Origin of the sequence: Streptomyces fagopyri, assembly GCF_009498275.1 — a bacterium.
Taxonomy (GTDB): domain Bacteria; phylum Actinomycetota; class Actinomycetes; order Streptomycetales; family Streptomycetaceae; genus Streptomyces; species Streptomyces fagopyri.
Map to the genome: position 1 here is coordinate 8,561,590 of NZ_CP045643.1, position 23,780 is coordinate 8,585,369.

A 23,780-nucleotide genomic window follows, 5' to 3' on the forward strand; every position below is an offset into this window, starting at 1 on the left:
CTAGAGGCTGTCCCGTGATCCCCGGCGGGCCTGCGCCGACGGCCGCGGCACCTCGCCGCGTCGCCCGCACACACCCTCCGCGCGGACGGCCCTGCGCCTCGCGACGCACCACGCACGACGCCGGGCGCCGGCCGACCGGGGAGGTGAGGACAGCCCTTGGCACGGTCCCATTCCACCGAGGGCGGAACGCCGATGCCTTCCCGTGCGGCCCGGCGCTCCTAGGCTGGAGAGGTGAGCAACCAAGCGCCGAACCAAGCGCCGAACCAAGCCCGTGTCATCCCGCTGCGCCCGGCCACCGCGCCGGATCCGGCGACCCGCCGGCCGCCGGGGGCCCCGGTCCCCGCGGACCAGGCGCCGCGGCGGACCGTGCCGGTCCTCACGCCCCGACGGACGCCGCCCGCTCCCGGACGCAGGGAGCCACTGTGGCGCGACCTCGTGGGTGACGTCCTGCGCCGGGAGCGGCTGGCGCAGGAGCGCACGCTCAAGGACGTGGCCGACGCGGCCCGGATCTCGATGCCGTACCTCTCCGAGGTGGAGCGCGGCCGCAAGGAGGCCTCGTCCGAAGTCCTCGCGGCCGCCGCCCGTGCCCTCGGCTTCGGCCTCACCGACCTCCTCTCGCTCGCGCAGGACGAGCTCACCCGTCTCGCCGAGGTGCGCCCCGCGCGCCGCGACACCCCGTCGTCCCCGCGTCACGACGGCATGTGCCTGGCCGCCTGAGGCGCGACGGGCGCTCGCGACGGGCCGGTTCAGACCGTCGCGAGCCGTCGGCTCAGAACCTCGTCGGCCATTCCGTACGCCACCGCCTCCCGCGCGGTGAAGACCTTGTCGCGGTCCATGTCCGCGCGCAGCGTCGTGACGTCGTGGTGCGTGTGCCGGGACAGGACCTCCTCGACCTGGGAACGGATCCGGAGCATCTCCCTGGCCTGGAGCGCGAGGTCCGAGACGGTGCCCTGACGGCCGCCGCTCGCGGGCTGGCCGAGCAGCACCCGGGCGTGCTCCAGCACGAACCGCCGGCCCGGATCGCCCCCGGCCAGCAGCACCGCCGCCGTCGAGGCCGCCTGCCCGACGCAGAACGTCGAGATGGGCGCCTGCACGAACGTCATCGTGTCGTAGATCGCCATGAGTGAAGTGAACGAGCCGCCCGGCGAGTTGATGTAGAGGGCGATCTCGCTCTCCGGGCTCGACGACTCCAGATGGAGGAGCTGGGCGATGACGACGTTGGCGACCCCGTCGTCGATCTCGGTGCCGAGGAAGATGATCCGCTCCGAGAGCAGCCGGCTGAAGACGTCGTAGGACCGCTCGCCCTGCGGGGTGCGCTCGACGACGTTCGGAATCGTGTAACTGCCCATGTCAGAGACCCATCCGTCGTCGCGACGCGGCCGGGCGGACGTCGTCGAGCGACTCCACGACCCGGTCCACCATGCCGTACTCCAAGGCCTGCCCGGCCGTGAACCAGCGGTCACGGTCACCGTCCCGGGAGATCGTCTCCTCGCTCTGACCGGTGTGCTCCGCGGTGATCCGCTCGATCGCCCTCTTCGTGAACTCCAGGTTCTCCGCCTGGATCTCGATGTCGGCGGTGGTGCCGCCGATACCCGCCGACGGCTGGTGCATCATGATCCGCGCGTTGGGGAGCGCGTAGCGCTTGCCGTGGGTGCCCACGCTGAGCAGGAACTGCCCCATGCTCGCGGCGAATCCCATGGCGAGCGTCGACACGTCGTTCGGGATCAGCCGCATGGTGTCGTAGATGGCGAGGCCCGCGGTCACCGATCCGCCCGGACTGTTGATGTACAGGCTGATGTCGGTGCGCGGGTCCTCCGCGGACAGGACGAGCAGCTGGGCGCAGACCCGGTTCGCGGAGACCTCGTCGACCTGGGTGCCGAGGAGGACGATCCGCTGGGCGAGCAGCTGCGCCGACAGATGGTCGTCGAAGCGTGTCGGCGGGGTGTCGCCCTCCTCGGCCCGCGGTGCGCGGGACGGGTTCCAGCCGTGGGTGAGTGCGGTCATCGGTCCTCCTCGTGGTGGTGCGGCGGGTACCGCCGCGCTCTCCACCATCGGACCGAAGTCCCGCCGGGGTCAGCTTTCTCGGCCCGCGGCAGATTCGCTGTGGGCAGAGGCGCGCAGCGACCTGAAGAAGGCCCGTACGTCACCGGCCAGGAGTTCCGGCTGCTCGGCCGCGGCGAAATGGCCGCCCCGGTCGAACTCCGTCCACCGCACGATGTCGTTCGTGCGGTCCGCGATGTGCCGCAACGGGACTTGGGGCTCGTGCGGGAAGACCGCCAGCGCGGTCGGCGCGGTCGAGATGCCGGGCTGGGCACCCTGGTAGTCCGCGTGCGCCCGCTCGTAGTAGATGCGGGCCGAGGACCCGGCCGTGCCGGTGAGCCAGTACAGCATCACGTTCGTCAGCATCAGGTCCCGGTCGACGGCTTCCTCCGGGCGGTCCTCGGCGTCCGTCCACTGCCTGAACTTCTCCACGATCCAAGCGAGTTGGCCCACGGGCGAGTCGGTGAGCGCGTAGCTGAGGGTCTGCGGCCGGGTCGACTGGAGCTCGGCGTACCCGGCTTCGTCCCGGCGCCACTCCTGGGCGCGCCGCCACGAGGTGAGGGTGCGCTCGCGCTCCTCGGGGCTCAGCGCGGACAGTTCCGCGTCGGTCGGTTCGGTGAGCGCCGACGAGCCGGGCAGCAGATTGAGATGGACGCCGATCAACCGTTCGGGGAAGGCCCGGCCCAGCTCACGGGAGATGGCGCCGCCCCAGTCCCCGCCCTGGGCGCCGAACCGCGGGTAGCCGAGCCGCGTCATCAGCTCGGCGAACGCGGCCGCCACCCGCCGGAACTCCCAGCCGGTGTCCCGGGTCGGCCCGGAGAGTCCGAACCCCGGAATGCTCGGCACCACCAGATGGAACGCGTCGGCCGGATCACCGCCGTGCGCACGCGGGTCGGTCAACGGGCCCACGACGCCGGTGAACTCGACGATCGAGCCGGGCCAGCCGTGCGTCATGATCAGCGGGGTCGCCCCGGGCTCCGGCGAGCGGATGTGCGCGAAGTGGATCCGGGCACCGTCGATCTCCGTCGTGAACTGCGGCCACTCGTTCAGCCGGTCCTGCGCCGCCCGCCAGTCGTAGGTGTGCCGCCAGTACCGTACGAGCTCCCGCAGGTACTCCCGGGGCACGCCGTACGCCCAGCCGACTCCGGGCAGTTCGTCGGGCCAGCGGACGCGGTCGAGGCGCTGACGAAGGTCGTCGAGGTCGCTCTGCGGAAATTCGACGGTGAACGGTTCGATGCGAGGGCTGTCTGCGGACGTCATGTCCGCGCATGCTAGCTCCGGGCCGGCCGCACGCGCCGCCGCGTTTCGCGCGGCGTGCCGTACCACCGGTGGCGGGGGACGCCCGGGTCGCCGCCGTACGGGTGAGGGGATCGGTGCGGGCCCGGCGGGTTCCGCGTACCGCGGCCGGTCGGAGCGTGCGCCGATGAGTTCTGGCGCGACGATCGGTCTGCACAGGTGACCGAAGGTTCCCGTTCGAGGAGGTACGCATGTCCGCCGAGGGTTTCACCACGTGTCTGTGGTTCGACGGCCGGGCCGAGGAGGCCGCCCACTACTACGTGTCGTTCTTCAAGAACTCGCGGCTCGGCCGGGTCGGCCGCTACACGGAGGCCGGACCGGGGCCGGCCGGTTCGGTGCTGGCGGCCGAGTTCGTGGCCAACGGGCAGCGGTTCGTCGCGCTGAACGGGGGCCCGCAGTTCACGTTCGACGAGGCGATCTCGTTCCAGATCCACTGCGCCGACCAGGAAGAGGTGGACCACTACTGGGACAGGTTCGTCGAGGACGGTGGCGAGGCCGGACCCTGCGGCTGGGTCAAGGACAAGTACGGCCTGTCCTGGCAGGTCGTCCCCTCCCGGCTCATCGACCTGATCAGCGACCCGGACGCGGAGAAGGCCGCGCGCACCACCCAGGCGATGCTCGGGATGTCCAAGCTGGACATCGCCGCCCTGGAGAAGGCGTACGCGGGGGAGTAGCGCACCGGTGTCACGGCCGGCCCGATTCCCGGGAGGGAAGCGGGCCGACCGCGGCGAGGGGCGCGACCGCCCGGCCGGGACGGAACCCGCACGGCGGTCGTGAGACGGTTGCCCGACCACCCGGAACGGTGACCGGCACCGAACAGGAGAGGCCTTCGTATGTCCCGCTACCCCGAGTTGAAGTACCGGACGGTCACCGCGTTCCAGCGGCGGATCGGCAATCCGCTGCTGCGGCGGCTGCCGGTGCAGACCCTGCTGGAGACCACCGGGCGCACCTCGGGTCTGCCGCGCCGGACACCCGTCGGCGGCCGTCTGACGGGGCGGGAGTTCTGGTTCGTCAGCGAGTACGGGGAGCGGTCGCAGTACGTGCGGAACATCAAGGCGGATCCTCGGGTACGGATCCGGGTCAGGGGCCGGTGGTACGCCGGCGTCGCCCAGCTGATGCCCGGGGACGACGCCCGTGCGCGAATCAGGAGTCTGCCGCGGTTCAACAGCGCGGCGGTCCGCGTGATGGGCGCGGGACTGATGACGGTACGGGTCGACGTCACCGGTTGAGGCCGCCGGGCGCGGCGGAGTGGGCCGCCGGATCACCGCCGGGCCGCCTGCTCAGTGGCGCGGCGGCAGGTCGTTCACGAGGACGGCCGCTCCGTCGAAGCGGCCCGCCTTGAGATCCTGGAGGGCCCGCTGCGCCTGGGACAGGGGGTAGGTGTGAGTCGTGGCGCGGATTCCGTGCCGGGCCGCGAGCTTCAGGAGGTCCCGCCCGTCCTCCCGCGTGTTGGAGGTGACGCTGCGCAGTTCCTTCTCGTAGAACAGCTCGCTCTCGTAGCGCAGCGGCGGGGTGTCGCTCAGATGGATCCCGGCGACCGCCAGGATGCCGCCCCGGTCGAGCGCGCGCAGGGCGACCGGGACCAGGTCGCCGACCGGCGCGAACAGGATCGCGCCGTCCAGGGGCTCGGGCGGTTCGTCGTACGCGCCGCGCGCGGAGGCGGCCCCGAGTTCGAGTGCGAGCCGACGGGCGGCGGGGTCACGGGTCAGGACGTGCACGGTGGCACCCCGCGCGAGGGCCAGCTGAGCGCACAGATGAGCGCTGCCGCCGAAGCCGTACAGTCCGAGCCGCCCACCCGGCGGCAGCGCCGTCCGCAGCAGGGCGCGGTGCCCGATGATGCCCGCGCACAGCAGCGGTGCCGACGCGACGTCGTCCATGCCGTCGGGCAGCCGGTGGGCGAAGGCCGCAGGCACGGTCGTGTACTCCGCGTAGCCGCCGTCGGCGTCCCAGCCGGTGTACTCCGAGGCCGGACAGAGATTCTCGGCCCCTCGCGCGCAGTACGCGCAGGTGCCGTCCGTACGGCGCAGCCAGGCGACGCCCACCCGGTCGCCCGCCATGAAGCCGCGCACGTCCTCACCCGCCGAGGCGACCACGCCGACGACCTCGTGGCCGGGTGTCACCTGGGGGCGGCGCACCGGCAGGTCGCCCTCGCTGACATGCAGGTCGGTGCGGCACACCCCGCAGGCCCGGACGTGCACGAGGAGTTCGTCGGACCGGGGCACCGGCACCGGTCGCTCCACGAAGCGCAGCGGTTCCCGCTCGATCGGCCCGGGTCGGGCCACCACCCACGCGCGCATCATCCCGTGTTCCGTCCCCTCGACGACCACCCGAGCGCCTTCTCCAGTGTCGTCCACGCGGCGCCGTCCGGCGCGCGGCGGCCCGGGAGCCTCGCTAGCGTGGCAGGGCGGCACAGCGTGCCGGACGCGACCCAGGAACCCGCCGCACCAGGAAGAGTGGAACACCATGGCCGTACAGCCCGAGGGAACGCCCTGTTGGGCGGACGCGATGTTCAGTGATGTCGAGGGAGCGAAGAGCTTCTACGGTGACGTGCTCGGCTGGACGTTCGGCGAGTCGTCCTCGGAGTACGGCAACTACACGCAGGCGTACGCGAACGGCAAGGCGGTGGCCGCCGTCGTCCCGCCGATGCCCGGCCAGGAGGGGCAGTCCGCCTGGTGCCTCTATCTCGCGTCACCGGACGCGGACGCCACCGCCGCGAAGATCCGCTCGCACGGCGGCGAGGTCCTGATGGACCCGATGAAGGTCGGCGACTTCGGTTCGATGCTGATCGCCCGTGACCCGGCCGGCGCCGTGTTCGGAGTGTGGCAGGCCGGCCGTCACGAGGGCTTCGAGGCGCGCGCCGTGCCCGGCGCCTACTGCTGGGCGGAGATCTTCACCCGCGAGCCGGGGAGGACGGACGCCTTCTTCCCGGCCGTCTTCGGCTACCACGCGAAGCAGCTGGAGGACTCCGCCGTCGACTTCCGGCTCTACGACCTCGGGCAGGACCCGGTCCTCGGCCGTATGAGGATGACGGACGAGTTCCCGCCCGAGGTCCCCTCGTACGTCAACGTCTATTTCACCGTCGACGACTGCGACGCGGCGGTCGCCAGGGCGACCGAGCGCGGCGCGATCCTCCGCTTCGGCCCGATGACCAGCCCGTTCGGCCGGTTCGCCGCGCTGAGCGACCCCCAGGGCGCGGCGTTCTCCGTGATCGACGTCGCCACGACCGAGGGCTCGATGCCGAAAGCGACCGAGGTGACCTGAGCCCGGACGGGACGCGGGAACGGAGGGCGGGCCGCGCGGGGGGGCGCCCTCGCAGGCCGATGACGGTCCTGGACCCGGACCAGATGTGCGCGGCGAAGGGCGTGCCGGGCGATCACGTCGTGACGCGGGAGACGCTGCCGGTCAGCGCGCGGTGCGTGACGTCGGACGGCGTGGGAACCGAGCTGGTGCCGGGCTGGGTGAATCCCGTGATCTCCGTGGGCCTCACGCCGCTGGTGCTCGCCCTCGTCTCAGGGACCCTCGCGGTCGTGCGCCGGCGTCCCACCCCCGCGGTGCGGTGATCCACCGGGCTCGACGGACCTGCCGAGGCTCGGTCCCGCCGGCGGGCTCAGCCACCGGCCGGGAGGTCCGCCGCCACCTCGGCGAACGCCGCGATCAGGGTCGAGCGACGGCCGGACTCCCAGGCCAGCAGCACCTGGTCGGGCTCGGCGTCCGGCACGGGTACGTAGGTGATGTCCGGCCGCGAATACTGCTCGGCGACCGAGTGCGGGACCAGCGTGATACCGGTCCCGGCGGCGACGGACTCGAACTTCTCCTCGATGGTGCGGATCGGTACGTCCCCGGGGCGCGGGTCGGCGTAGCGCAGCCAGTTCTCGTCGTCGAGGTCGGTGAGCGCGAGCTCCTGCTTGCCGGCGAGCCGGTGGCCCTCCGGCAGCATCGCCACCCTGGGTTCGCTGTACAGCGGCAGCAGCGTCAGGCCCTCCTCCCGGACCGGCCGGCGGACGTAGGCCAGGTCGACGGAGCCGTCCAGGATCAGCTGCTCCTGGTCGTCCCATTCGACGCGGCGTGCCTTGACCTCCACCGCCGGGTGCAGCGCACCGAACGCACGCAGCGCCCGGGTGACGACGATCCCGGCGCGGAAGCCGACGACCAGGCGGCGGGGGCCGCGGGAGGCTTGGTGGGCGCGCTGCCGGGCCGCGTCGGCGGACGCGAGCAACAGGCGTGCGTCGTCGAGGAGTTGAACTCCCGCCCGGGTCAGCCTCACCTGATGGCTGTCCCGGAGGAACAGCTCGGCGTCCAAGTCCTTCTCCAGTGCCCGGATCTGACGGCTGAGCACCGGCTGGGAGATGTGCAGGCGCTCGGCGGCGCGTCCGAAGTGCAGCAGCTCCGCGACGGTCACGAAGTAGCGGACCTTGCGCAGGTCGAGGTCCATGGCGATCCCTTTCAGCCGTCCCTTCCGCCGTGCCGGCCCGCCGACGGCGATGCCTCCAGGGTATCGCCGGCGCCGGAAGAGGTCTTGGACGGCGGTGGGGAGGCGGGCGCAGGCTGGATCACATCGGATCAACGTGAAGGGAAACGTCATGGACCTGCGAGGACAGCGCGTCGTCGTCATCGGCGGCACGGCCGGGATCGGGTTCGCGGTCGCCGAGGCGAGCGCGCGGGAGGGCGCCGGGGTGGTCGTCGCCTCGCGGCGGCGGGAGAGCGTGGACGCCGCGCTGAAGGGGCTGCCTGACGGCGCCGAGGGGCACACCCTCGACGCCACCGACGAGGACGCGTTGCGCGCCTTCTTCGGGCGGGTCGGGGAATTCGACCACCTCGTCTACACGGCCGGTGAGTCCCTGCTGATGGGGAGCCTCGCGGAGTCGGATCTCGGGCAGGCCCGGCGTTTCCTGGACACGCGTCTGTGGGGAGCGTACGCGGCGGTGAAGTACGGCGCCGCCTCCATCCGGCCGGGCGGTTCGGTGGTGCTGACCACCGGGACGGCGGGTCGGCGCCCCCTGCCGGGTACGAGCGTGGCGGCGAGTCTGTGCGGAGCGATGGAGTCGCTGGCGCGCGCTCTCGCCCTGGAGCTGGCACCGGTCCGGGTGAACGCGGTCTCGCCGGGCGTGGTCCGCACCGAACTCTGGCGTGACCTGGCCGAAGAGGAACGGGACGGGCTGTTCCGGACCTCCGCCGAGTCCCTTCCGGTGGGCCGGGTGGGCACGGCGGAGGACGTCGCGGAGGCGTATCTGTACCTGATGCGCGGCGGCTACAGCACGGGATCCGTCGTGGTCGTGGACGGCGGTGGCGTCCTGGTCTGAGCCGTGCGCGGCCCGGCCGTGGGGACGACCGGGCCGCGCACGCGCCGGTGACCGGGAACGCCGGTGCCGGTGACCGGGCGGACCAGCGCCGGTGACCGGGCGGACCAGCGCCGGTGACCGGGCGGACCGGTGCCGGTGTTCCGGACGAGCTCCGCGCGGGTCTTCCGGGTGAGTCCGGCGTCGGTGTTCCGGCCGAACTCGACGCCGGTGTTCCGGCCGAGCCCGGAGGCCCATGTCGACGAACCGCGCGTGCCGGGCGGCGGTCGCGACGGTCGCGACGGCTGCCAACTTCACCCCAGCTAACGGCACTTCCGCGCCAACGTTGTCGGATCCAACTGGTCTACACCCTTGACTGGTACAGACCAAGGCGGTTGAGTGTGGCCCCACCACACCCCCCACCGTGGCCGCCCCGGATTCCGCGACCGACCCCCTCGGCGCGTGCGCACAAGGCTCTGTCCCTGCCTCCGGTGCGGCCTGGCACCGCAAAGGAACTGATCCTGTGTCGAAGCGCCGCCTCTCCGCCCTCCTGGCCGCGATCGTGGTCGGAACAGCCGCCCCGGTCCTGCTGCCGGCAGCAGGAGCTTCCGCCGCGTCCTGTTCTAGCTATCCGAACTGGGTGGCCGGCAGGTCGTACGCCGCCGGCAACATCGTCCGCTACACCGACGGCAAGGCCTACATCGCCGAGCACGACAACCCGGGCTACGACCCCGTCATCAGCACCTGGTACTGGGAGCCGTACGCCTGCGACAGCGGCTCCACGAACCCCTCCGGCTTCGTCGTGAGCGAGGCGCAGTTCAACCAGATGTTCCCGAACCGGAACTCCTTCTACAGCTACAACGGCCTCAAGAACGCGCTGAGTTCCTACCCGGGCTTCGCCAACACCGGGAGCGACACCGTCAAGAAGCAGGAGGCCGCGGCCTTCCTCGCCAACGTCAACCACGAGACCGGCGGACTGGTCTACGTCGTGGAGCAGAACACCGCCAACTACCCGCACTACTGCGACTGGAGCCAGCCCTACGGCTGCCCGGCCGGCCAGTCCGCGTACTACGGGCGGGGCCCGATCCAGCTCAGCTGGAACTTCAACTACAAGGCCGCGGGCGACGCGCTCGGCATCGACCTGCTGGGCAATCCCAACCTGGTCCAGACCGACGCCTCCGTCGCCTGGAAGACGGGACTCTGGTACTGGAACACGCAGTCGGGCCCCGGCACCATGACGCCGCACAACGCGATGGTCAACAGTGCCGGATTCGGCCAGACCATCCGGAGCATCAACGGCTCCCTGGAGTGCGACGGCAGGAACCCCGCGCAGGTCCAGAGCCGTGTGGACGCCTACCAGCGGTTCGTACAGATCCTGGGCACCTCGGCGGGCGCCAACCTCTACTGCTGACCGACACCCGCGGGCCCGGCCGTCCGGCCCCGGCGACCGCGTCGTCCCCGGGAGCGGCCGGCCCACGGCGTTCCGGGGGGCGGTGGCCCAGGTCGGCGCCCTGAGTCACCGGGGGAGTCGGCTCCGGCACGGCGCCGCCCGAGCGGCCTCGTGGTCCGCCCCGACCCCACCGGCCCGTCGCGCTCGATCACCGACCGCGCGACGGACGGTCGGCGTCGCGAGCCCCCGGCCCGCCCCGGAGAGAATGACGCGTTCTCTCCGGGGCGGGCCCGTCCGCTTCACCCCGGGGCAACCATGCGCATGCGGTATTCGTCCCCTCTTGTGGCTGTGGCACGTCCGGGCGGCCGAACCCCCCCACAGGCATGGCGAGCGAAAGAGACCGCATGCTCCGCATCCACTTCACGTCGGACGACCTCCAGAACATCCGAGTGGCCCGTCAACCCGATCCCTTGTGGGAACTGATGTGCAGTGTGTGCCGGCTGGAGACCGGCCAGGGATCACTCGAATTCGGACACTGGCGGCGTTCCGTCTCCCAACGGTTCGCGGGTGACTCGACCGTCGGCCGCGCACTGCGCCCCTTACGGACCCTGATTCCCTCGACCGGCTACATTCCGGATTTCCTCACCCCACCGGTCACCGGTGGGGGACTGTCCGCCGGCCTCGACCAGCTGCTGCGCACCCCGCGCTCCCAAGTGGTCCGTGAGATGTCGCGGCTGGCCGAGTCCCGCCCCGTGCCGACCTGGGCCGGCTCGCTGGGCCGCCCGGGCGGCGACGCGCTCAAGTCGCTGGCGAACGCCCTGGGCGTCTACTTCCGAGGCGTGCTCGAACCGCACTGGCCGCACATCCGCTCGGCGGTGGGCAACGATGTCGGGGTGCGCTCCCGCGCCCTGCTCGACGGCGGCACCCAGGCGCTGCTCGAAGGCATGCGTCCGATGGCGCGCTGGAACGCGCCGGTGCTCGAAGTGAACTACCCCGTCGAGCGCGACCTGTATCTGGAGGGCCGGGGACTGCTCCTCGTCCCCTCCTACTTCTGCTGGCGCCGGCCCACGGCACTGGCGGACCCCGGTCTCGACCCCGTGCTCGTCTACCCGGTGGCGAAGACACCCCTCGCCCTCGCGGACGGCACCGACGACGGGGTCGGACGCCTGCTGGGCCGCACCCGAGCGGCCGTACTGACCGAGGTGGCCGGACAGAGCGCCCGCACCACCTCCGAGGTCGCCGAGGCCGTGGGGATCGCGCTGCCCAGCGCCAGCTACCAGATCGGCGTACTGCGCGACGGTGGCCTCGTGGCCAGCCGTCGCGACGGCAAGTACGTCCTGCACACGGCCACCCTGCTGGGCCTGCGGCTGCTCGGCTCCGGCCCCCGGATCCGGGTGCGGGAGCCGCGCCCCGTGCGGTGAGCGGTCGCCGGGGCGTGGCATGATCGGGGCCATGCTTGAACGCGTTGTGGCCGCCTGTGACGGGGCTTCGAAGGGAAACCCGGGACCGGCCGGATGGGCGTGGGTCGTCGCCGACGGCGAGGAGACGCCGACCCGCTGGGAGGCCGGGCCACTGGGCAGGGCGACGAACAATGTCGCCGAACTCACCGCGCTGGAGCGCCTGTTGACCGCGATGGCGCCGGAGGTCCCGCTCGAGATCCGGATGGACTCGCAGTACGCGATGAAGGCCGTCACGACCTGGCTGCCCGGCTGGAAGCGCAAGGGATGGAAGACGGCCTCCGGCAAGCCGGTCGCCAACCAGGAACTCGTCGCGCGCATCGACGAACTCCTCGGCGGCCGCTCCGTGGAGTTCCGCTACGTCCCCGCCCACCAGGTCGACGGCGACCGGCTGAACGACTTCGCCGACCGAGCGGCGAGCCAGGCCGCCGTGGTCCAGCAGCCGGCCGGCAGCGACCTCGGCTCCCCGGAGCCGCCGGCGTCCCCGGACACGCCCGCCTCGGGCGCCGTCCGTCGCCGCGCCACGGCCAAGACGCCCCGGCAGGGCGCGCCGGCCGCACGGCAGGGCGCGTCGGTCCGCACGATCAAGGCCAAGTTCCCCGGCCGCTGCGTGTGCGGCCGTTCGTACGCGACGGGTGAGTCCATCGCCAAGAACGACCAGGGCTGGGGACATCCCGAGTGCCGTACATCCGAGACGAGCGACGCCTAGGGCTCCGGTGGTCCCGCCCCGCTCCGGGGCGCGCGGTGACGAGCCGACCGCCGGACCGCACCGGAACGAACGGCGGTCGCGCGGGCCGGGAGGTCCGTGCGAGCGGCGCAGGCAGATCTCCGGCCGCTGCCGGTCCCGCGGGTGTGGCCGACGCCGCGCGGTGGAGGCGAGCGCGGTCTGCGACAGATCGCGGCCCTGTTCCCGGTCACCGGTCGGCAGGTATGCCGTGCGCGGCGGCGATCTCGACCGCGTCGGCGGCCGGCGACGCGGTGGCCCCGCCCTGGGAAGGGCCACCGCACCGTGCCCGCCGTCGGCAGGGGAGTGCCTCGGCCGGGCGGTCCCGGGTCAGGCGACGTCGAACGTGTAGAACGCGGTGTGGTCCAGCAGGTCCGAGGGCCGCACGTCGTTCCAGGGCTTCATGGTCTCGCCGAGGTCCACCACGTCGGGCGTACCGGAGAGCGGCAGGTATCCGGAGCCGGGGTGGCGGCGGCGCCAGTCGGCCCAGAGCTTGTCTATGTAGGCGTGGTGCAGCCAGAACACCGGGTCGTTGGGGGAGACCCCGGTGGCCATCTGGCCGCCGACCCAGACGTGCACCCGGTTGTGGAGGTTGACCCCGCGCCAGCCTTCGAGGTGGTTGCGGAAGCCGTCCGAGGAACTGTTCCACGGCGCCATGTCGTACGTGGCCATCCCGAGGACGGACTCCACCTCCGCACGGGTCGGCAGCTCCCGGACGCCACCGCCGAGCGAACGCCTCAGATACGTACGGCTGTCGACGCGCACATTGATCGTCCAGTTGCCGGCGGCGGCCGCGAACGGACCGTCCATCACCCGGCCGTCCAGGCTCCGGCCGGTGCCACCGAGGAAGTCCGGGGCCCACAGGGAGGCGCGGGTCGAACGGTCGGTGCTCCAGTCCCAGTACGGCAGGGAGACGGAGGCGTCCACGGACTGCAGGGCCCGTTCGAACTCCAGCAGGAACCTGCGGTGCCAGGGCAGGAACGACGGTGAACGGTGGCCTGTCCGTTCGCCGTTGTCGGTGTCGCCGAGGATGAAGGCGTTGTGGGTGGTGACGAAGGCGTCGTAGCGGCCACTGCGCTTGAGCTGGAGGAGCGCGTCGACGAAACGCCGCTTCTCGTCGGCGGAGAGGTTCGCCTGGTTCTTGCGTACGGTCATGTGCGGGACTCCACGGTGTGCTGTGCTGTGCTGACGTGCTGTTGGTCTCGCTGCCTGCGGATGAGGTCAGCCGAGCGGGACGAGCGGTGCCCCCTGCAACTCCACGACCGCGGCGCGGGCGGCGGCGCGCGGGGTGGCCACCGGGTCGTAGTGGCTGACGACGCTGATCCAGCTGCCGTCCGCGTTCTGCATCACGTGCAGTTCCACGCCGTCGACGAACACGCCGTAGCCGCCGCCGTGATGGTGACCGCCGGCCGCGGCCCGGCCCTCGATCCGGCGGCCCCGGTAGACCTCGTCGAAGGGCTCGGGTCCGTCGTGGTGCCCGGCGGCCGGCGTCGACGCCGAGGCCGGTGCGGTGGCGGTGAGCGCCTGGCCGCCGGCCACGGCGGCGAGGGCGGCCGCGGCCCCGAGCGCACGGCGACGAGTGAGTTCCGGCATGCGGATTCCTCCTGGGATCAGCTCTGTTGATGACCCGACATGCCTATCGGTTCGTAGGAGAGAGGGAGAAATCGCCGGATGTCGGTTGGCTGCGATCAGGACAATTACGCAGATGTCGTCCAAGGTTGAACGAAGATGATCTTGCTGTGGGGGCCGTCGGTGATCGACCGGAAACCGGAATTCCTCCTGTCGGTCCGGGCGCCGTGGGCGATCTTCCGGGACCGGCGCGTGTCGAGTGGCGCCGCTCACGCCCCCAAGCTGGCGTGAACCGTGAGGCAGGTGTTCCCCGGCGAGCCCTGCTACTCTTCGTGCGCAATTGACCGCTCTGTGTGACACATGGGAGTGCGCGTGAAGATCGCGTGCGTCGGCGGCGGACCGGCCGGCCTCTACTTCTCGATCCTGATGAAGCGCCAGGACCCGTCCCACGACATCACCGTCCACGAACGCAACCCGGCCGGATCGACCTACGGCTGGGGGGTGACGTACTGGGCGGCCCTGCTCGACAAGCTCCACGAGGGGGACCCGGAGTCCGCGCGCGCGGTCCGGGCGAACTCGGTCCGCTGGAGCGACGGGGTCGCCCACATCGGTGGCGGGACGACGGTGCACCACGGCGACGAGGGGTTCGGCATCGGCCGACGACGGCTGCTCGACCTCCTCGCGGAGCGCGCGCGATCCCTGGGGGTGCGGGTCGAGTACGAACACGAGATCACCGCCGACCGGATGCCCGAGGCCGATCTCGTCGTCGCCTGCGACGGAGTCAACAGCGCCCTGCGCGACGCGCACGCCGACGGCTTCGGAAGCGACGTCACCCTCGGCCGCAACACCTACATCTGGCTCGGCACCACCAAGGTCTTCGACTCCTTCACCTTCGCCTTCGTCGAGACGGAACACGGCTGGATCTGGTGCTACGCCTACCGGTTCGGCGATGACCTCAGCACCTGCGTCGTCGAGTGCTCACCCGAGACCCGCGACGGCCTCGGTCTCGACCGGGCCGACGAGGCCGACGGTCTCGCCCTGCTGGAGAAGATCTTCGCCGACGTCCTCGACGGCCACGCCCTGATCGGGCGCGAGCACGCCGACGGCAGTGCCCAGTGGCTGAACTTCCGCACCCTGACCAACCGCGTCTGGCACCGCGGCAACCTCGTCCTGCTCGGCGACGCCGCCCACACCACGCACTACTCCATCGGCGCCGGCACCACGCTCGCGCTCGAGGACGCCATCGCCCTGGCCGGAGCCCTGGGCGAGGAGCCGGACCTGTCCGCCGCCCTGACCCGCTACGAACAGGAGCGCAGGTCCGCGCTCCTGTCGGTCCAGAGCGCCGCCCGGTACAGCGCCCGGTGGTACGAGAACCTGCCGCGGTACGTCCGCCTGCCGGCGGAGCAGATGTTCGCCCTGCTCGGTCAGCGCCACTCGCCGCTGCTCCCGTACGTACCGCCGCAGCTGTACTACCGGATCGACCGCGCGGCCGGACGGCTGGAGGCGCTGCGCCGTTTCAAACGCTGGCTGGGACCGCGCGTGGCGCGCACGGTGCAGGCCCGCACGCGCCGGTAGCCGCCTGCCGGGAGACGGGCGCGCGTTGAGTGAATAGTGATTCACCCATTATGGTGAATTCCTATTCACCTACTTTTTTCGCGCGTCTACTCCTGGAGTGTTCATGGCGGCACTGCGTGACCGGCTGACCGTGCCGGTCCTCGCGCTCGGCGGCAGCCTCATGGCCGTCATGCAGGTGGTGGTGGTGCCGCTGCTCCCCGACCTGCCGCGGCTGACGGGTGCCTCGGCGGGCGCGGTGTCCTGGATGGTGACGGCGACCCTGCTGGCCGGAGCCGTCCTGAACCCCGTACTGGGGCGCGCGGGCGACATGTACGGCAAGAAGCGCGTGCTCCTGCTCGCCCTCGGGATGATGACGGTCGGGTCGCTGATGTGCGCGCTCACGTCGGACATCCGGGTGCTCATCGTGGCGCGCGCCCTGCAGGGCGCGGCGGCCGCCGTCGTACCGTTGTCGATCAGCCTGCTGAGGGACGAACTGCCGCCCGAGCGCACGGGTTCCGCGGTGGCGCTGATGAGCTCCACCGTGGGCATCGGCGCCGCCCTCGGACTGCCGCTCGCCGCGATGGTGGTCCAGTACGCCGACTGGCACGTCATGTTCTGGGCGACGACCGCCCTCGGCGCCCTCGGGACCGTGCTGGCCTGGTGGGCGGTGCGCGAGTCACCCGTCCGTGAACCGGGCCGCTTCGACAGTGTCGGCGCGCTGGGCCTGGCCGTAGGGCTCACCTGCCTGCTGATGGGTGTGTCGCAGGGCGGCCAGTGGGGCTGGACCAGCCCCTCGATCCTGGGTCTGTTCGCCGGCAGCGTCTGTGTCCTCGGCCTGTGGTGGGCGCAGCAGCTCCGTGCCGAACGGCCCCTGGTCGACCTGAAGCTGGCCACCAGCCCGAAGGTCGCCCTGCCGCACATCGCCGCGCTGCTCACCGGATTCGCGTTCTACGCCAACTCCCTGGTCACCGCGCAGTTGGTGCAGGCGCCCAAGGAGACCGGTTACGGACTCGGCCTGTCCATCGTCGCGACGGGCGTGTGCCTGCTGCCCGGCGGGGTGACCATGCTGCTCCTCTCGCCGGTGTCGGCGCGCGTCTCGGCGGCCCGCGGCGCGCGGGTGACGCTGGCGATAGGGACCGTGATCATCGCCTTCGGCTACGGCATCCGCATCCTCGACAGCCGCGACCTGTGGGTGGTCGTCCTGGGGTCCGCGGTCTGCGCCACGGGCACCACCTTCGCCTACTCCGCGCTGCCCACCCTGATCCTGCGGGCCGTCCCCGCCGGGCAGACCGCCTCGGCCAACGGTGTGAACGTCCTCATGCGCACCATCGGCCAGGCGGTGAGCAGCGCGGCGGTGGCCGCGATCCTCGTCCACCACACGAGCCTGATCGGCGGTGCCCCGATCCCGACCCTGCACGGCTACCTGCTCGCCTTCGCCATGGCCGGTACGGTCGCGCTGGTGGCCTGCGCAGCCTCTCTCGCCATCCCCGCGGACCCCCCGTCCCGCGGCACCCGGCGTGCCTCGGGCCGTACGCAGGCGCCCCGGGACGGGGCACTGGAAGGAGCGTGAGCACCGTGTCCGTCCCGCCCATCGGACCCACGGCAGCCCCCGGTGCCGCCCAGCGCCGTGACGCCGAGGCCACGAAGGCGGCGATCCTGCGCGCGGCCCGGCACCTCATGGCACGTCACGCGCACACGGACATCACCCTCAAGACGGTCGCGGAACGGGCCGGTGTGAGCGCGCCGCTGATCCTCAAGTACTTCGGGAACAAGGACGCGCTGTTCGCGCGCGTGATGTCGTTCGAGACGGACGCCGCCGCCCTGCTGGACGCGCCGCTGGAGGACCTCGGCGCGCACATGGTCCGCCATCTGCTGGTCGGTCAGACCGAGCGCGGCGCCGACCCCATCCTGCGGATCGTCTTCGCCCCGCTCCAGGGCGAGCAGGGCGACACGCTGCGCGCCAACTTCCGTACGCAGGTCAGCGAACAGCTGGCCGTGCGCCTCGACGGCCCCGACGCCGGCCTGCGCGCCGAGCTCGCCGTCGGCACCCTGCTGGGCCTCGGCGTGATGTACGGCATCGCGCGCGGCTCCCGGCTGCGGGCGACCGCGATCGAGGACATCGTCGAGCGGTACGGTCCGACGGTGCAGGCGCTGCTGACCCCGTAGGACCGCCGGCGCCTTTGGACGGGGGCGGGCGCGGGCCGGTGGCCTCAGTTCACCCCGTGCGGGCGGAACTGGACGCTGATCCGCGGTCCGGTCGCACGCGCCGTCTTGGGTACGGCGTGCTCCCAGGTCCGCTGGCAGGAGCCGCCCATCACGACGAGGTCGCCGTGGCCCAGGGGACGGCGCACGGTGTCGCCGCCCCGCCGGGGGCGCAGGACCAGGTCGCGTGGGGCGCCCACGGAGAGGATCGCGACCATGGTGTCCTCCCGCGCGCCCCGGCCGATGCGGTCCCCGTGCCAGGCCACGCTGTCCCGGCCGTCCCGGTAGTAGCACAGGCCCGCGGTGGTGAACGGTTCGCCCAGCTCGTCGGCGTAGTGGGCCGACAGGGCGGCCCGTGCCTCGTCCAGAACCGGGTGCGGCAGCGCGTCGCCCGCCCCGTAGTAGGAGAGCAGCCGCGGTACGTCCACCACGTGCTCGTACATCTGCCTGCGTTCCGCGCGCCACGGCACCTCGTCGACGAGCCGCTCGAAGAGGGCGTCGGCACCGTTCAGCCACCCGGGCAGCAGGTCGATCCAGGCCCCTGCGCCCAGCACGGTCCGGCGCGTTCCGTCGAGCGGAGCGAGGGAGAGGTCGTCGGCCTGGTCGAAGAGCGAGCCCTGGAGATGCGTGGACATGTGTCCAGCGTACTCCGCAATCGAATGTGTGTTCAATTATCGAGACCGTCGTCCCGCGGGTGCTCTCCTCGCGGGCCCGGCGTGCGATCCGGCGCTTCGCCACCCCCGCTCGTGTGCGCCACGGGCCGGAGTCGCTGCGACATGGGTCACATACGCCGGTCGGAGCCTCCGGAGGGGCAACCCTTCGCCACCCTCAGCCATCTGTTCGAGAGACGTACGGGTGGTCACGCCGTGGTCACCGAAAAGTGAACATGTGTAAAAAGATCGCCTCGAAGTGCGCGAAGAGGATCTTCTTCCTTTACATGGACATGGCTAATCGGTGAGGGTTTCGCCTAGGGGCCCAACGGCCCCCACGGCGTCCAACAGCGCTGTGTGCCCAGGCGGTTGGTGATACCTGCCGCCCTGTTCGAAGGAACTCAGTGCGCAGACCCCACATACGACGCATGGCGATCGCGGTCGTGGTGACGACATCCGTCACGCTCCCGGTGGGCCCCGCCTTCGCCGCGGCCCCCGACTCGCCCTCCCGCCCGGCGACTTCGGCCTCCTCGCCGGTCGACGCGGCCCGGGCCGCCGCCTTCGCCCACGCGTCGGCCACCGGGGTCGGCCCCGGCGACACCCTGCGGGCCACGGACGTCATGACGGACCCGGACGGCAAGCGTCACGTCCGATTCGTCCGCAGTCACCGGGGACTTCCGGTACTCGGCGGCGACCTCGTGATCCATCTCGGCGCGCGGTCCGCCTATCTCGGTGTGACCCGGGCCGCGGACCACACCGTCGAGCCGTCCACCACCGAGGCGAAGCTCACGGCGGGGCAGGCCGAGCAGAAGGCCGCCTCGGCCGCCGAGGGCGACGCCGGCACCGCTCAACTGGTCGTGGACGCCCGGGACGGCGCGGCCGTTCTCGCCTATCGGGTGCCTGTGTCGGACAGCGACACCACATCGGCCGGCGGCTCCCGCACGGTCGTCGTGGACGCGCGGACCGGCCGGATCCGCAGCAACAACCCCGACAGCGACGAGTTCATCTCGCCGTCCCTGCGGGAGACGCTGCGCGAGCGCGGCGAGACGGCGGACCCCGCGACGGGTGCGGCCGGACAGCCGACCAGCCTCTTCGCGGCGACCGCGGCAGCGGCGGTCCACTACCCGGTCACCGCCACCGGCAGCGGCACGTCCCTCTTCGCCGGAAAGGTGACGCTGACCACCACCCGTACGGCGCGCACCAGTTACCTCCTCAAGGACCCGACCCGGTGGAACACCGAGACCAGGGACGCGGGCGGCCGGGAGCTGGAATCCTTCGCGCGGGGCAAGAAGTTCACCAGCACCACCGACAAGTGGGGCACCGGCACGACCGCCAACCGGGCCACCGTCGCGGTCGACGCGCAGTACGGCGTGACCAAGACGCTGGACTTCTACAAGAAGACCTTCGGCCGCAAGGGCATCAAGAACAACAGCACCGGCGCCCGCGCGATGGTCCACTTCGGCAGGAAGGTCGGCAACGCCTTCTGGGACTCGACGTGCGGCTGCATGCTGTACGGCGACGGCGACGGCGCCATGTTCAAGAAGCCCTTGGTCGTTCTCGACGTCACCGGACACGAACTGACCCACGGCGTCGTCGACGCCACGGCCGCCCTCGAACCCACCCGGGTGGACCGGGACGGCAACCAGTACGGCGAGCCGGGCGCCCTCAACGAGTCGCTCGCCGACATCTTCGGTTCGAACGTCGAGTTCGCCGCGAACAACCCGAAGAACCCGCCGAACTACCTCATGGGCGAGAAACTGGGTCTCGCCCAGAAGTTCCTGCGCCGTCTCGACCACCCCTCTTTGGACAAACTGGAGGGAACGATCGACTACTGGTCGCCGGCGGCCCGCGACGCCGAGGTGCACGCGGGCTCCGGCGTCTCCTCGCACGCCTACTACCTGCTCGCCGAGGGCAGCGGCCGCAAGACGATCGGCGCCGTGAAATACGAGTCGCCGACGTACGACGGCTCGTCGGTGGCCGGAATCGGCCGGGCCAAGGCCACCGCGATCTTCTATCGCGCGCTGACCCGGTACATGGTCTCCACGACCGACTTCCACGACGCGCGGACCGCCACGCTCAAGGCCGCCGCCGATCTGTACGGCGCGACCGGTGCCGAGCACCGGGCCGTGGACAAGGCGTGGGCCGCCGTCAACGTGACGGCCGCCAACACCCCCGCCACCGGGCGCTGAGCGCACACGTGCAGGGGCCCCGCCGTGCGGCGGGGCCCCTGCACCGTCCCGGTCCTCAGTGCTGCTGCGCCTTCTGCGGAGTCACCTCGCTGGGGCGCACCACGACCACGCCCTCACCCTCCAGCTTCAGCTGGACGGCCTCGCCGGAGCCGCCGCGGATCATCGATCCGATGGACTGCGACCGGTGCAGCGAGGTGTGCAGATGGGCGGTCCAGCCGACGACCGCGTCCGTGTCGACGAACACCGGCGCCTGCGGGGACACGGGAATGACCAGCGGGTTCCCGTCGCAGATCAGCCCCAGTCGGCCGTGCCCGGTGAACACGCTGTTGAACAGGCCGCCGCCGGTGATTCCCGCGCCCTTCACGGTCTTTATCTCGTACGCCAGCGTGGAGTCGAAGCACAGGACGTTGCGGCCGTTGACGGTGAAGACGTCGCCCGGCTCGATGTCCACGATGAAGCAGTTCTGCGCCTCGTGCGCGAACCATGCCTCGCCCCGGCCGCGCACGGTCATCAGCGGAAGCCCCTCGCCGGTGACCGCCCGCTTGAGCATGCCGCCCACGCCCTGGCCCTTGCGCTCGAACTGCAGATCGCCCCGGTAGGCGATCATCGCCCCCTGGCGCGCGAGCATGTCGCCGTTGACGGCGTACTTGATCGACTTGGCGTTCTGGACGGTCATGCCCGGCGTGACGGCGGGCTGCACCATGTGGTCACTGGAGAAAAGATCACCCTTCATGCAGGCATCTTGGCCCGGAGGGTTCCGTTCCGCCAAGATCGTGGAGAGGCCCGCCGGCCGGGGACGCGTGAAGGGCCGGCCCGGCGTCGCCGGACCGGCCCTTCACGCGGGTCGTCAGGCGGCGTCGGCGGTGCCGGCCGCGGCGGTGACGTGGCCGATGACCTCGGCGAGCTGGCCGGCGACCTCGGCGTCGTCGACCGGGTGGGTCTCGGCGAAGCGGATCACGGAGCCGGGAACCGAGAGCTTGACGTCCTCGAGGACGGTGGCGCCCGCGATACCGAGGGCCTTGCGGGCCTCGTCCTGCGCCCACACGCCGCCGAACTGGCCGTAGGCGGTGCCGATCACGGCGACGGGCTTACCGGTGAAGGCGCTGGCACCGTAGGGGCGGGACAGCCAGTCGATGGCGTTCTTCAGCACGGCGGTGATCGTGCCGTTGTACTCCGGCGAGAAGAGGAGGAAGGCGTCGGCGCGGCCCGCGGCCTCGCGCAGCGCCGTGGCGGTCGCCGGGACACCGCCTTCGACGTCGAGGTCCTCGTTGTAGAAGGGGACGTCGGCGAGGCCCTCGAAGAGCTCGATCTCCGTGCCCTCGGGGGCGAGCTTGACGGCCGCCTCCGCGAGCTGGCGGTTGTGGGAGCCGGCGCGCAGGCTGCCGACGAGCGCGAGGATACGTACAGACATGGGGGAACTCCCGGGGACGAAATGTTGCCGTAATAAACCGGACCGAGGTCCGTTTGTTGGTCTGTTCAAGGTTCTATCACTCAAGCGGACCGGGGTCCAGTTGACCCCGGTTGCCGTTACGCTGTGTTCATGCCCACCCCGCTGCCGCCCTTCCCGAAGGGACCGGAACCCGCCACCCAGCCCGTGCTGCTCGAGCTGACATCCGGGCCCGAGGGCCCGCAACTGCGCGCCGACGCGGCGCGCAACCGTGCCCGGCTGCTGGAGGCGGCGACCCGACTGGTGGAGGAGCACGGCGTCGCCAACGTGACGATGGAGGCCGTCGCCGTCGCCGCGTCGGTGGGCAAGGGAACCGTCTTCCGGCGCTTCGGCGACCGCACCGGCCTCCTGATGGCCCTGCTCGACCACACGGAACAGCAGTTCCAGGCCGCCTTCCTGGCGGGCCCCGCCCCGCTGGGTCCCGGAGCCTCACCGGCCGACCGGCTGCACGCCTTCGGCTGCGCGGCGCTGCGCCAGACCCGCGACCGGCTGGATCTGTACATCGCCGCCGAACGGGACGCCTCCCGCCGCTTCAGCTCGGCTCCGTACCGCGTCCGCTTCACCCACGTCGCCATGCTGCTGCGCGAGGCCGTCCCGGAGGCGGACGGTGAATTGCTCGCGCAGACGCTGATGGGGTATCTCGAACCGGCACTGATCCTCCACCTGACCCGGCAGCGCGGGATGACGATGGAGCGGCTGGAGTCGGGCTGGCACGACCTGGTGGAGCGGAGCACCCGCCGGGCGCCGAACCGGGACGGGCCCGCACCTTCGCGCCCGCCGGAGGCGAACGGCCACGCATGACGTGGCCCCGCCCGGCGCGCGGGCGGAGAATACGGGCATGGGACATCACCTTGACGAGGTGAGCGGACCTGCGAGGGTGGCAGCCCCCGGCGAGGACATCGGCCGGCAGGAGCTGGCTCTCGCCGCCCGGAACCACGGGCTGCCCCTGGAGGCCCTGCGCCACGACATCACCCCGCCCGGCCTGCACTACGTCATGACGCACTACGACATCCCGTACGCCGAAGGCTCCCCCTGGCGGCTCTCGATCGGCGGGCGGGTGCGGCGGCCACGGGTACTCGGCACGGCCGAGCTGACCTCGTTCCCCGCCGTCACCCAACGGGTGACCATGGAGTGCGCGGGCAACGGGCGGGCGCTGCTCACCCCTCGCCCGGTGAGTCAGCCATGGCTGGTCGAGGCGGTGGGCACGGCCGAGTGGACGGGCGTGCCCCTGCGGACTCTGCTGGCCGAGGCCGGAGTGGGGGCCGATGCGGTGGACGTGGTGTTCACCGGTGCCGACCACGGGGTCGAGCGCGGGGTGGAGCAGGACTACCAGCGATCGCTGCCCGTGGCGGCGGCCCTGGGGGAGGACCCCGAGGTGCTGGTGGCCTACGCCATGAACGGCGCCCCGCTGCCGCCCCAGCACGGGTTTCCGCTTCGGCTGGTCGTACCCGGGTGGTACGGGATGGCGCACGTCAAGTGGCTGCGCGGGATCACGGTGATCGACATACCGTTCGAGGGGTTCCAGCAGGTGGCGGCCTATCGTCTGCGCCAGGACGCGGGGGAGGTGGGGGAACCGGTCACGCGGATCGCCCCGCGGGCCCTGCTGGTTCCGCCCGGCTTTCCCGACTTCATGTCCCGGTCCCGGGTGGTCCGCGAGGGTGCCGTGCCCCTGGAGGGGCGCGCCTGGTCGGGGTGGGCGCCGGTCTCCGGCGTGGAAGTGAGTACGGACGGGGGCCGCGAGTGGCGGGAGGCCGCCCTGGATCCGGCCGGCGGGCACCGCTGGGCCTGGCGGCGCTGGCACTTCGCCTGGACGGCCACGCCGGGACGGCACACGCTGAGCGCGCGCGCCACCGACGCCGAGGGCAACACCCAGCCGCTGAGACAGCCCTGGAACCGCGGCGGGTTCGCGAACAACCTCGTCCAGGACGTTCCGGTCCTGTGCGTGGACCAGGACTGAACTCCGGGGCGGCCGGGGGCTCGTGTCCC

General features: G+C 71.8%; 25 protein-coding genes. 15 read left to right on the forward strand and 10 right to left on the reverse strand.

Going from position 1 to position 23,780, the window contains the following annotated elements:
- The first annotated feature begins 231 nt into the window (after positions 1-231).
- On the forward strand, positions 232-717 hold the full coding sequence (locus GFH48_RS37025; protein WP_228121170.1) for a helix-turn-helix domain-containing protein: 486 nt from the start codon (positions 232-234) through the stop codon (positions 715-717).
- 29 nt (positions 718-746) lie between these two features.
- Here the strand turns inward: GFH48_RS37025 and GFH48_RS37030 are convergent, their stop codons facing one another.
- From GFH48_RS37030 to GFH48_RS37040, 3 genes are all read right to left on the reverse strand, one after another.
- Positions 747-1,349, reverse strand: a complete 603-nt coding sequence (locus tag GFH48_RS37030) for a ClpP family protease (RefSeq protein WP_153292422.1) — start codon at positions 1,347-1,349, stop codon at positions 747-749.
- 1 nt (position 1,350) lies between these two features.
- Positions 1,351-2,004, reverse strand: coding sequence for an ATP-dependent Clp protease proteolytic subunit (locus GFH48_RS37035; protein ID WP_153292423.1), 654 nt, complete (start codon positions 2,002-2,004; stop codon positions 1,351-1,353).
- Between the two features lie 69 nt (positions 2,005-2,073).
- Positions 2,074-3,300 carry an epoxide hydrolase family protein gene (locus GFH48_RS37040; protein WP_153292424.1) on the reverse strand — a complete coding sequence of 409 codons (1,227 nt, stop codon included), beginning with the start codon at positions 3,298-3,300 and terminating at the stop codon, positions 2,074-2,076.
- A gap of 227 nt (positions 3,301-3,527) precedes the next feature.
- Here GFH48_RS37040 and GFH48_RS37045 point away from each other — a divergent pair, with 227 nt between their 5' ends.
- Complete coding sequence (locus GFH48_RS37045; RefSeq protein WP_153292425.1) at positions 3,528-4,010, forward strand: VOC family protein; 483 nt, start codon at positions 3,528-3,530, stop codon at positions 4,008-4,010.
- A gap of 159 nt (positions 4,011-4,169) precedes the next feature.
- The gene (locus tag GFH48_RS37050; protein WP_153292426.1) at positions 4,170-4,565 is read left to right on the forward strand and encodes a nitroreductase/quinone reductase family protein; all 396 of its coding nucleotides are present in this window, start codon (positions 4,170-4,172) and stop codon (positions 4,563-4,565) included.
- Positions 4,566-4,616: 51 nt separating this feature from the next.
- On the opposite strand, the gene GFH48_RS37055 is transcribed toward GFH48_RS37050, so the two are convergent.
- A complete protein-coding gene (locus GFH48_RS37055) occupies positions 4,617-5,633 on the reverse strand; it encodes a zinc-binding alcohol dehydrogenase family protein (protein ID WP_153293306.1) in 1,017 nt (338 codons plus the stop codon).
- A gap of 166 nt (positions 5,634-5,799) precedes the next feature.
- On the opposite strand from GFH48_RS37055, the gene GFH48_RS37060 reads away from it, so the two are divergent.
- A complete protein-coding gene (locus GFH48_RS37060) occupies positions 5,800-6,597 on the forward strand; it encodes a VOC family protein (RefSeq protein WP_153292427.1) in 798 nt (265 codons plus the stop codon).
- A gap of 59 nt (positions 6,598-6,656) precedes the next feature.
- Positions 6,657-6,896: a hypothetical protein gene (locus GFH48_RS37065; protein WP_228121172.1), complete on the forward strand. Its 240-nt coding sequence runs from the start codon at positions 6,657-6,659 to the stop codon at positions 6,894-6,896.
- A gap of 47 nt (positions 6,897-6,943) precedes the next feature.
- On the opposite strand, the gene GFH48_RS37070 is transcribed toward GFH48_RS37065, so the two are convergent.
- On the reverse strand, positions 6,944-7,768 hold the full coding sequence (locus tag GFH48_RS37070) for a LysR family transcriptional regulator (protein ID WP_153292428.1): 825 nt from the start codon (positions 7,766-7,768) through the stop codon (positions 6,944-6,946).
- Positions 7,769-7,916: 148 nt separating this feature from the next.
- Here GFH48_RS37070 and GFH48_RS37075 point away from each other — a divergent pair, with 148 nt between their 5' ends.
- The 4 genes from GFH48_RS37075 to GFH48_RS37090 all read left to right on the forward strand — a co-directional run bounded on the left by GFH48_RS37075 (position 7,917) and on the right by GFH48_RS37090 (position 12,168).
- Positions 7,917-8,636 carry an SDR family oxidoreductase gene (locus tag GFH48_RS37075; RefSeq protein ID WP_153292429.1) on the forward strand — a complete coding sequence of 240 codons (720 nt, stop codon included), beginning with the start codon at positions 7,917-7,919 and terminating at the stop codon, positions 8,634-8,636.
- Positions 8,637-9,135: 499 nt separating this feature from the next.
- A complete protein-coding gene (locus tag GFH48_RS37080) occupies positions 9,136-10,023 on the forward strand; it encodes a glycoside hydrolase family 19 protein (protein WP_153292430.1) in 888 nt (295 codons plus the stop codon).
- A 383-nt stretch (positions 10,024-10,406) separates the two neighbouring features.
- A complete protein-coding gene (locus GFH48_RS37085) occupies positions 10,407-11,423 on the forward strand; it encodes an ArsR/SmtB family transcription factor (RefSeq protein WP_153292431.1) in 1,017 nt (338 codons plus the stop codon).
- 19 nt (positions 11,424-11,442) lie between these two features.
- Complete coding sequence (locus tag GFH48_RS37090; RefSeq protein ID WP_153292432.1) at positions 11,443-12,168, forward strand: ribonuclease H family protein; 726 nt, start codon at positions 11,443-11,445, stop codon at positions 12,166-12,168.
- 345 nt (positions 12,169-12,513) lie between these two features.
- On the opposite strand, the gene melC2 is transcribed toward GFH48_RS37090, so the two are convergent.
- Positions 12,514-13,338: a tyrosinase MelC2 gene (gene melC2, locus GFH48_RS37095; RefSeq protein ID WP_153292433.1), complete on the reverse strand. Its 825-nt coding sequence runs from the start codon at positions 13,336-13,338 to the stop codon at positions 12,514-12,516.
- Between the two features lie 66 nt (positions 13,339-13,404).
- The gene (melC1, locus tag GFH48_RS37100; protein WP_153292434.1) at positions 13,405-13,776 is read right to left on the reverse strand and encodes an apotyrosinase chaperone MelC1; all 372 of its coding nucleotides are present in this window, start codon (positions 13,774-13,776) and stop codon (positions 13,405-13,407) included.
- 348 nt (positions 13,777-14,124) lie between these two features.
- On the opposite strand from melC1, the gene GFH48_RS37105 reads away from it, so the two are divergent.
- From GFH48_RS37105 to GFH48_RS37115, 3 genes are all read left to right on the forward strand, one after another.
- Positions 14,125-15,327, forward strand: a complete 1,203-nt coding sequence (locus GFH48_RS37105) for an FAD-dependent monooxygenase (RefSeq protein WP_194280786.1) — start codon at positions 14,125-14,127, stop codon at positions 15,325-15,327.
- A 103-nt stretch (positions 15,328-15,430) separates the two neighbouring features.
- Positions 15,431-16,876 (forward strand): MFS transporter, encoded by a 1,446-nt coding sequence (locus GFH48_RS37110; protein ID WP_153292435.1) that lies wholly within the window; start codon positions 15,431-15,433, stop codon positions 16,874-16,876.
- Complete coding sequence (locus tag GFH48_RS37115; RefSeq protein ID WP_153292436.1) at positions 16,873-17,472, forward strand: TetR/AcrR family transcriptional regulator; 600 nt, start codon at positions 16,873-16,875, stop codon at positions 17,470-17,472. Before GFH48_RS37110 ends, GFH48_RS37115 begins: the two co-directional genes overlap by 4 nt.
- Positions 17,473-17,516: 44 nt before the next feature.
- Here the strand turns inward: GFH48_RS37115 and GFH48_RS37120 are convergent, their stop codons facing one another.
- The gene (locus GFH48_RS37120; RefSeq protein WP_153292437.1) at positions 17,517-18,143 is read right to left on the reverse strand and encodes an alpha-ketoglutarate-dependent dioxygenase AlkB; all 627 of its coding nucleotides are present in this window, start codon (positions 18,141-18,143) and stop codon (positions 17,517-17,519) included.
- Positions 18,144-18,562: 419 nt separating this feature from the next.
- On the opposite strand from GFH48_RS37120, the gene GFH48_RS37125 reads away from it, so the two are divergent.
- The gene (locus GFH48_RS37125) at positions 18,563-20,347 is read left to right on the forward strand and encodes a M4 family metallopeptidase (RefSeq protein ID WP_153292438.1); all 1,785 of its coding nucleotides are present in this window, start codon (positions 18,563-18,565) and stop codon (positions 20,345-20,347) included.
- 55 nt (positions 20,348-20,402) lie between these two features.
- Here GFH48_RS37125 and GFH48_RS37130 read toward each other — a convergent pair whose 3' ends face one another.
- Both GFH48_RS37130 and GFH48_RS37135 read right to left on the reverse strand, forming a co-directional pair.
- A complete protein-coding gene (locus tag GFH48_RS37130; protein ID WP_153292439.1) occupies positions 20,403-21,080 on the reverse strand; it encodes an AIM24 family protein in 678 nt (225 codons plus the stop codon).
- A 114-nt stretch (positions 21,081-21,194) separates the two neighbouring features.
- Entirely contained in the window at positions 21,195-21,758 is a 564-nt protein-coding gene (locus tag GFH48_RS37135) for an NADPH-dependent FMN reductase (RefSeq protein WP_153292440.1), read from the reverse strand.
- A gap of 129 nt (positions 21,759-21,887) precedes the next feature.
- On the opposite strand from GFH48_RS37135, the gene GFH48_RS37140 reads away from it, so the two are divergent.
- A complete protein-coding gene (locus tag GFH48_RS37140) occupies positions 21,888-22,595 on the forward strand; it encodes a TetR/AcrR family transcriptional regulator (RefSeq protein ID WP_153292441.1) in 708 nt (235 codons plus the stop codon).
- Between the two features lie 37 nt (positions 22,596-22,632).
- The gene (locus tag GFH48_RS37145; RefSeq protein WP_153292442.1) at positions 22,633-23,751 is read left to right on the forward strand and encodes a sulfite oxidase; all 1,119 of its coding nucleotides are present in this window, start codon (positions 22,633-22,635) and stop codon (positions 23,749-23,751) included.
- Positions 23,752-23,780 lie beyond the last annotated feature (29 nt).